The organism is Streptomyces thermocarboxydovorans, from assembly GCF_039524635.1.
Lineage (GTDB): Bacteria > Actinomycetota > Actinomycetes > Streptomycetales > Streptomycetaceae > Streptomyces > Streptomyces thermocarboxydovorans.
The window spans coordinates 1-8,016 of sequence record NZ_BAAAGU010000115.1 but is presented as its reverse complement, the minus strand read 5'-3'; the positions used below and the strand labels follow the sequence as shown (position 1 = coordinate 8,016).

The 8,016-nt window shown below is 72.2% G+C and carries 6 protein-coding genes; 3 read left to right on the top strand and 3 right to left on the bottom strand.

Annotated elements, in window-relative coordinates; genetic code table 11:
• Window positions 1–1,091 (bottom strand): sigma-70 family RNA polymerase sigma factor (locus ABD198_RS30115; RefSeq protein ID WP_344007836.1); only part of this gene is annotated, 1,091 nt, incomplete at its 3' end.
• 272 nt (window positions 1,092–1,363) lie between these two features.
• Window positions 1,364–2,140 carry a TetR/AcrR family transcriptional regulator gene (locus tag ABD198_RS30110; RefSeq protein WP_344007834.1) on the bottom strand — a complete coding sequence of 259 codons (777 nt, stop codon included), beginning with the start codon at window positions 2,138–2,140 and terminating at the stop codon, window positions 1,364–1,366.
• 377 nt (window positions 2,141–2,517) lie between these two features.
• Here ABD198_RS30110 and ABD198_RS30105 point away from each other — a divergent pair, with 377 nt between their 5' ends.
• Both ABD198_RS30105 and ABD198_RS30100 read left to right on the top strand, forming a co-directional pair.
• Complete coding sequence (locus ABD198_RS30105) at window positions 2,518–3,897, top strand: NAD(P)/FAD-dependent oxidoreductase (protein ID WP_344007832.1); 1,380 nt, start codon at window positions 2,518–2,520, stop codon at window positions 3,895–3,897.
• Between the two features lie 170 nt (window positions 3,898–4,067).
• Window positions 4,068–5,720 carry an ATP-binding SpoIIE family protein phosphatase gene (locus tag ABD198_RS30100; RefSeq protein WP_344007829.1) on the top strand — a complete coding sequence of 551 codons (1,653 nt, stop codon included), beginning with the start codon at window positions 4,068–4,070 and terminating at the stop codon, window positions 5,718–5,720.
• A gap of 60 nt (window positions 5,721–5,780) precedes the next feature.
• On the opposite strand, the gene ABD198_RS30095 is transcribed toward ABD198_RS30100, so the two are convergent.
• Window positions 5,781–7,052 (bottom strand): MDR family MFS transporter, encoded by a 1,272-nt coding sequence (locus ABD198_RS30095; RefSeq protein ID WP_344007838.1) that lies wholly within the window; start codon window positions 7,050–7,052, stop codon window positions 5,781–5,783.
• 122 nt (window positions 7,053–7,174) lie between these two features.
• Between ABD198_RS30095 and ABD198_RS30090 the strand changes: the two genes are divergently transcribed.
• Entirely contained in the window at window positions 7,175–7,723 is a 549-nt protein-coding gene (locus ABD198_RS30090; protein WP_344007827.1) for a MarR family winged helix-turn-helix transcriptional regulator, read from the top strand.
• Window positions 7,724–8,016: the final 293 nt, after the last annotated feature.

Genomic DNA, 8,016 nt, shown 5'->3' with positions numbered 1-8,016 from the left:
CCCCCGCTCGCGGAGCCGCCGCCCGACGCCGCCGCGGCGGCACCCGCCCCGGCCGCGCCCGCGCCGCCGGCGGCGAGACCGGCCACCTTGGCGTATCCGGCGGTGCCGAACCAGCCGATGACGGCCACCGGCACGAACGCGGGGATGCCCGAGGCGACTTCCTCGATCTGGGCGGCGGCCAGCCGGCAGCGGGCGCACTCCTCCAGATGCTTGCGCAGGCCCCGTTCGGCGCGGGTGCGCAGCCTGCCGCGGGCGTAGGTGCCGAGCTGGTCGGCGTAGCGGGCGCACTCGTCGTCGGCGGTGAGGGCGGAACTGACGTGCGCCTGGAGGTACGCCTGCTTGAGACCTTCACGCGCCCGGCTGGCCAGCACCCGGGTGCCGTTGGCGTCCAGGCCGAACAGCGTGGCGACCTCACTCGGCGACTCGTCCTCGACCTCGGTGTGCCACAGCACCGCCTGCCACCGCTCCGGCAGCGAGCGGAACGCCTGCATGGCGAGCGACTGCTCGGCCTCGTGCATCGCCCGCACATCCGCGCCCAGATCCAGGGTGTCGACGTCGGAGCCATCGGCGAGCCGGGCGGCCTGACTTGCGAAGACCGCGAAGTCGTCGACCAGTTGCTCCCGCTTGGCGGACCGCGTCCAGTGCGCGGCGACCCGCCGGACGGAGGTCAGCAGATAGGCGCGCACGGCGTGCTCGGGGCCCGAACCGCCGCGCACCGCCTGGAGCATACGGGCGAACACCTCCGCGGTCAGGTCCTCCGCGGTGTGCGCGTCCCGGCAGCAGGTGCGGGCGTAGCGGCGCACCGCGTCGGCGTGCCGCCGGTACAGCTCCTCGTACGCCGAGTCGTCGCCCGAGCGCATCCGGCCGATCAGCTCGGCGTCGGACGGCGGCCGCACGGGCGGCGGCCGCACGGGCGGGGGCCGCACGGGCGGGGGCGGCATTACGCGCGGGGGCGGCAGTACGCCCTCCTCGCGCCGGTCGCGCTGGGCCGGGACCGAGCCGTCGACATCGTCCAGCGGGGCACGCCCCTGGCTCGGCACCTGCCGTGCGCCGTCGTCGGCGCACGGCTCGTCCCGCCCGTCGTCGCTCATCGCGAAAAGCCCCCGCCAGCTGCCCGGCCCGTCATGAACAGGGGTCAGGGTGCCACAGCGTTCTCAGGGCAGGGCCCGATAGCGGGGGTCTTCCACTCGTTGGTGGGGACCTGCCGAACGCGAGTACTCAGGTGCGTGTGTTCGGGGAAGGCTCAGGGGCCGTCCCCCGTGCGGAAGCGTCCCCCTGAGCCTTCCTCCGGCAGCCGTCCTGCAGCCATCCGGAAGTCGTCCGGCAGCCGTCCGGAAGTCCGCTGGCTGTTACCCCTGGCGTCCTACGCGGGACGCGACCGCAGACCCTCCAGCAGGATGTCCAGCAGGCGGGCCGAGGCCGCCGCCTGCTGCGCCGCGTCCGGCAGCGAAGGGGCCGCCGTCGCGATCACCAGCAGAACGTCCGAGACCGTGACGTCCGCCCGCAGCTCGCCCGCCGCGCGGGCTCGCTCCACGAGCCGGCCCACTACCTCGAGCAGCTGCGAGGCACCCGCGTCGTCCTCCGGCGCGGGCGGCTCCTCCGGAACCAGACGCAGCTCACCCGTGCCCGGCTGGGTCCGCTGCTGCGGCACCCGTGCGTGGTCCTCCACCACACCCACCCGCAGGACCTGCGGCGGCAGCAGCCGGCCGGCACCCGAGGCGACCGAGGTGCGCAGGAAGCGGGAGAGCGCCGACCACGGCTCGTCCTCCTGCCCCAGCGCCGCCCGCGCCTGCTCGGTCAGCCGGGAGATCTCCTCCTCGGCTATGCGCCGCACCAGCACGTCCTTGCTCGGGAACCGCCGGTAGACCGTGCCCACGCCCACCCGTGCCCGGCGCGCCACGTCCTCCATCGGCGCGCCGTAACCCAGCTCGCCGAAGACCTCGCGCGCCGCCCGCAGCACATGCTGCAGATTGCGCTGTGCGTCCACCCGCAGCGGTGTCGTACGCGCCTTGTCCGCGCGACCGTTCCCCGTCGAACCCGTCGAACCCGTCGAACCCGTCGAACCCGTCGTCCCCGTAGATGCGCTCACCGCCGCGCCCGTAGCGACAGCGGAAGACCAATGGGATTCCTGAACATGCATACGCTTCCCCCGGTTGATGACGTCTCCCCCCGGAGACCTCTCCCCGCCCTGCATATCCGGGGCTCACGGAACGAGCCCGGTGATCGACCCCGCCCGTCGCGGACCCGATGAGCGCATCCCCCTACACCCCGTCGAGAGACGAACATAGTTGAGAGGCGGTCAATTCAGAAGGGGCAGGTTCCGCACGGAGCGCCCCCCGATCGGAGTACGAGACACATTCGTCCAAAATGCGCCCCCTGGCGACTCCCGGAACACCAGCGCTGACCTGCGCCGATGCTCGGGCAATAGGTCATTCGGCCAAAGCGGAGCACCTTTGGCCTCCGGTCACACAATTCGTCGAGCCTGTGGACAAACGCAAGCGGCGGGTGCGTCATGGGATGGTGAAGGAACGTGCGCGCATTCTCGTTGTCGGCGGCGGCTACGTCGGGATGTACACGGCCCTGCGCCTCCAGCGGAAGCTCAAACGGGAACTCGAACGGGGCGAGGCCGAGATCACGGTCGTCAGCCCGGACCCGTACATGACGTACCAGCCCTTCCTGCCCGAGGCGGCCGCCGGCGCCATCTCCCCCCGGCACGTCGTCGTACCCCTGCGCCGGGTCCTCGACCGGTGCCGCGTCATCATCGGCGAGGCCACCGCCGTCGACCACGCCAAACGCACCGCGACCATCACCACCCTCGCCACCGAGGAGGAGGGCACCGGCGGCCGGCAGCTCGCCTACGACGAACTCGTCCTCGCCCCCGGATCCGTCTCGCGCACCCTGCCCGTCCCCGGACTCGCCGAGCACGGCATCGGCTTCAAGACCGTCGAGGAGGCCATCGGCCTGCGCAACCACGTCCTGGAGCAGATGGACATCGCCTCCTCCACCCGCGACCCGGCCCTCCGCGACGCCGCCCTCACCTTCGTCTTCGTCGGCGGCGGCTACGCCGGCGTGGAGGCACTCGGCGAGCTGGAGGACATGGCCCGCTACGCCGCCCGCTACTACCACAACCTGCGGCCCGAGGACATGAAGTGGATCCTCGTCGAGGCCTCCGACCGCATCCTCCCCGAGGTCGGCGAGGAGATGGGCCGCTACACCGTCACCGAGCTGCGCCGCCGCAACATCGACGTACGCCTGGAGACCAGACTGGAGTCCTGCGCCGACCGGGTGGCCGTGCTCAGCGACGGCTCACGCTTCCCCACCCGCACCGTCGTATGGACCGCCGGCGTCAAACCGCACCCGGTCCTCGCCGCCACCGACCTCCCGCTCGACGAACGCGGCCGGCTCAAGTGCACCGCCCAACTCGCTGTCGACGGCGCCCCGCACGCCTGGGCCGCCGGAGACGCCGCCGCCGTCCCCGACGTCACCGCCCCGGACGCGGGCCGCACCTGCGCCCCCAACGCCCAGCACGCCCTGCGCCAGGCCAGGACGCTCGGCGACAACATCGCCCACTCCCTGCGCGGCGAACCCCTGGAGACCTACGCCCACAAGAACGCCGGCTCCGTCGCCTCCCTCGGCCTGCACAAGGGCGTCGCCCAGATCTACGGACGCAAGCTCAAGGGCTACCCCGCCTGGTTCATGCACCGCACCTACCACCTCAGCCGCGTCCCCACCTTCAACCGCAAGGCACGCGTGGCCGCCGAATGGACCCTCGCCGGGCTGTTCAAACGGGAGATCGTCTCCCTGGGTTCACTCGAACACCCCCGGGCGGAGTTCGAAATCGCGGCCGGTGGAAAGCCTTCTCAAGACCCCCCGCACGACCCGAAGGGGTCGTCCTGACCGGACCCAGGAACTCCGCCGGCGGGCGCGGCGTCTGACGGATGCCGGCCCGGTCGGCGGCCTGCCAGACTGGTCCACCACGCGGGCGGGCCGCAGCAAGCCCCGTGCGGTCCCGGGACCCCGGCCGGTCCCGGCCTTGGGCCGCCGACAACTAACCGAGGCAAGGATTAGTGAACTTCACGCGCTGGAGCGCCCGGCTCCCCGGAACGCAGCGCCGCGCCGCAGCGCGGGCCGATCTCACGGTCACCCCGGACCGGCGGGGAGAGGGCTCCGTGCCGGCGGCCCGCGCCGAGCACCTCACCGACGACGCACCCCCCGTCCCCGCGGTCGACGACCTCAAGGTGCGCGAGGTCCTCGACCGCATCCCCTCCCTCGTCGCCCTGGTCCACGGCCCCGACCACCGCCTCGCCTACGTCAACGACGCCTACACGGCCGCCTTCGGCCCCCGCCCCGTCGGCGCCCCCGCCCGCGGCGCCCTGCCCGAGCTCGCCGAACTGGGCCTGCTGCCCCTCCTCGACCAGGTGCTGCGCAGCGCCAAGCCCCGCACGGTCAAGTCCCGCAAGGCCCCCGACGGCCGCTCCTACACCTTCACCTGCACACCCGTCACCGAGGACGGCGGCGGCCGCGGCGTGCTGGTCTTCGCCACCGACGTCACCGACCACGCCGAGGCCGCCGAACGCCTGCGCGCCAGCGAACGCCGCCAGCGCGAGACCGCCGTCACCCTCCAGCGCTCCCTGCTCCCGCAGGAGCTCGAGGAGCCCGACGACCTGCGCATCGCCGCCACCTACCACCCCGGCGGCACCGAGGCCGCGGTCGGCGGCGACTGGTACGACGTGATCACCCTCGGCGGCGGACGCACCGCGCTCGTCATCGGCGACGTCATGGGACGCGGCGTGCGCGCCGCCGCCGTCATGGGACAGCTCCGCACCGCCGTGCGCGCCTACGCCCGCCTCGACCTCCCGCCGCACGAGGTGCTCCAGCTGCTCGACGGCCTCGCCATGGAGATCGACGCCAACCAGATCGCCACCTGCGTCTACGCCATCCACGACCCCAACGAGGGCCGCCTGGTGTACGCCTCCGCCGGCCATCTGCCGATCCTGGTCCGCGACGAGAACGGCACCGTCCAGCGCGCCGACGAACCCACCGGCCCCCCGCTCGGCACCGGCGGCTGGATGCACTCCTCCGGCTCCGTCCCCCTCGGCCCCGGCTCCACCGCCGTCCTCTACACCGACGGCCTGGTCGAACGCCGCAACGAGGACCTGGACGAGGGCATCGCCGCCCTGGAACGCGCCCTCGCCGGCGCGACCGGCAGCCCTCAGGTCGTCTGCGACCGCCTGGTCCGCTCCGCCGGCGTCACCCCCGACCACGACGACGACGTCGCCGTCCTGGTCCTCCAGCACCCCGCCCGCAAGGGCCCCGAGTCCGAACTCTTCCGCAACGCCGCCCTGGAACTCCTCGGCGGCGTGGAGGCCGCCCCGCGCGCCCGCGCCTTCGCCTCCGGGGTCCTCACCAGCTGGCGCTTCCCCACCGAGCTGCACGACCTGGGCGTCCTCGCCACCAGCGAGCTCGTCGCCAACTCCCTCCAGCACGGCACACCCCCCATGCGCCTGCGCCTGCGCCGCACCGACCGCCGCCTGATCGTCGAGGTCACCGACGGCGACGACCACTTGCCCCGGCGCCGCCGCGCGGAACCGGGCGACGAGTCCGGCCGGGGCATCTCCATCGTGGCGACCATCGCCTCCAACTGGGGCTGCCGCCGCACCCCGGGCGGCGGCAAGGCGGTCTGGTGCGAGTTCGCCCTGCCGCAGCCCGGCCGGCCGTAGACAGGCCGGCCACCGGGGAGTGCGGCAGGGCTCATCAGGGAGCGAGGGGGGCTGCAGGCGTCACACGTGCGCCGGTGCGTGCCCCTTCGGCGCGCCGCCCTGCGCCACCACCCGGCTGCGCGCGGCCGACGGATGGTCCTGCGCCTCGGTCAGCTGCCGCCCCAGCCGCAGCGCCAGCACCGTGATCCCCAGCGAGAACAGCAGGAAGACCACGATGTACGGCGCGTGCAGCGAGGCCCCCAGCGGCCCGCCCACCGCCGGACCGACGGCCAGCGCGAGCTGCTTCACCAGGGCGAAGGCGGAGTTGTACTGCCCCGCCATCCCGGTCGGCGCCAGATCGGCCACCAGCGGGGCCAGCGTCGGCGACAGCATCGCCTCACCGAGCCCGAACAGCGCGTACGTCGACACGAACGCGGCCGTCGCCATCTCCTGGCTTCCGTCGCCGAGGCCCGCGTACCCGGCCACGGCCCACGCCACGGCCCAGATCAGCCCCACGGAGGCGATCACCCGCGACCGCTTGCGCCGCTCCACGAACCGCAGCACCGCGAACTGCGCCACCACGATCATCAGCGTGTTCGCCGCCAGCGCCGTGCCCAGCGCGGACGTCGAGATACCGGCCGCCTCCACGCCATAGGCGCTCAGCCCCGACTCGAACTGCCCGTAGCAGGCGAAGAACAGCACGAAGCCCAGCACGCACAGCTGCACCATCGCCCGGTTGCCCAGCAGCTGCTTCCAGCTGCCCTTCGCGGACTGCGGCGCGTCCTCCACCCGCGGCGAGTGCGGCATCCGCACCGTCGCCATCACCACGACCAGCAGCAGGAAGATCGCCGCCTCGAGCGTGAAGAGCAAGGTGAACGAAGAGGCCCGGCTCGCGTCGACGAGATGCCCGCCGATCAGACCGCCGATGCCCAGCCCCAGGTTCTGCAGAAAGAACTGCATGGCGAACGCCCGCGACCGCGTCCCGGAGGAGGAGCAGTCCACGATCATCGTGGCCAGCGCCGGCTGCATCACGGCCTGCCCCGCACCGAGCGCCGCCGCCGACAGCAGCACGCTCACCGCACTGCCCGACAGTCCGAGGCTCAGCGCCCCGATCGCGGCGGTGACCAGGGCGGCGAGCAGCACCGGCAGCGGGCCGCGCCGGACGATCGCCCGCCCGGCGAACGGGAGCACGATCAGCGCAGCCACGGCAAAGACGGCGAGCACCATGCCCGCCGTCACGGCCCCCAGCCCCCGGACCTGCGCCACATAGACGTACAGGTAGGGGACCGTGAAGCCCAGTCCGAAGGCGCTGAGTGCGTTGCCCACATGGATCCGGCGCATCGCTGCGCCCATCGCCCTGGTCACGTTCACCTCTCTCACTAGTTAGAAGTCAACACTTCGAAGCTAAAATTCGAAGCTAAAGAGTACACAGTGAAGGACTTCAAGGCAAAGTGAGGGCGTGCCATACTGCGGCCATGGGCGACACCCCCGGCCTGAGCGAGCCGTCACTCGAAGAGCAGATCGCCGCTTACCAGCGCGAATTCCAGGACCTCGACCCGCAGGTCGAGAAGATCGTCTCCGCGCTGTCGCGGCTCAACCGCCGTATGAACGTCGCCTACGGACGCCAGACCGCCGAGCTGGGCATCAGCAACGCCGACTGGGAGGTCCTCAAGGCCCTCGTCCTCTCCGGCGCCCCCTACCGGATGGGCCCCGGCGAGCTGGCCAAGCGCCTCGGCCTCACCCCCGCCGCTATGACGCACCGCATCGACCGCATGGTCGCCGAGGGCCTGGTCACCCGGGAGCGGGACGAGTCCAACCGCGTCCGCGTGATCGTGGAGCTGACCCCCGCGGGCCGCGAGAAGTGGCTGGAGGTCATGCGCAAGGCGACGGTCTTCGAGGCGGACCTCCTCCAGGACCTCTCACCGGAGGAGCGTACCGCCCTCGGAGAGGTCCTCACACGTCTGCTCCGCCGGGTGGAGCACGCCCAGCCGGACGCCAGCGGCCGGCTGGAGGACCTGGACTAAAAGATCTTGACGGGATCCCTTGACACCCCCCCTACCGATCCGTAAGGTTCCTCGGGTTGCCACGGGGCCGTAACGGTTCTGAGGCGACACTTCCGCCGCATCAGCGGCACTCACACCTATGACGTGCTCCTCCAGCGGGAGCGAATTCGGCATGCCCGAATTCAATTCCACTTCCCTCGATTTGGGAATGCGGAGCGAGTCCGCTAAGGTTTGAGACGTCGGAGCGGCCCAACGGCCGTGAGGACGAACCCCGCTGACTGGGGGTCAGGTCGAGAAAACGATCTGATAGAGTC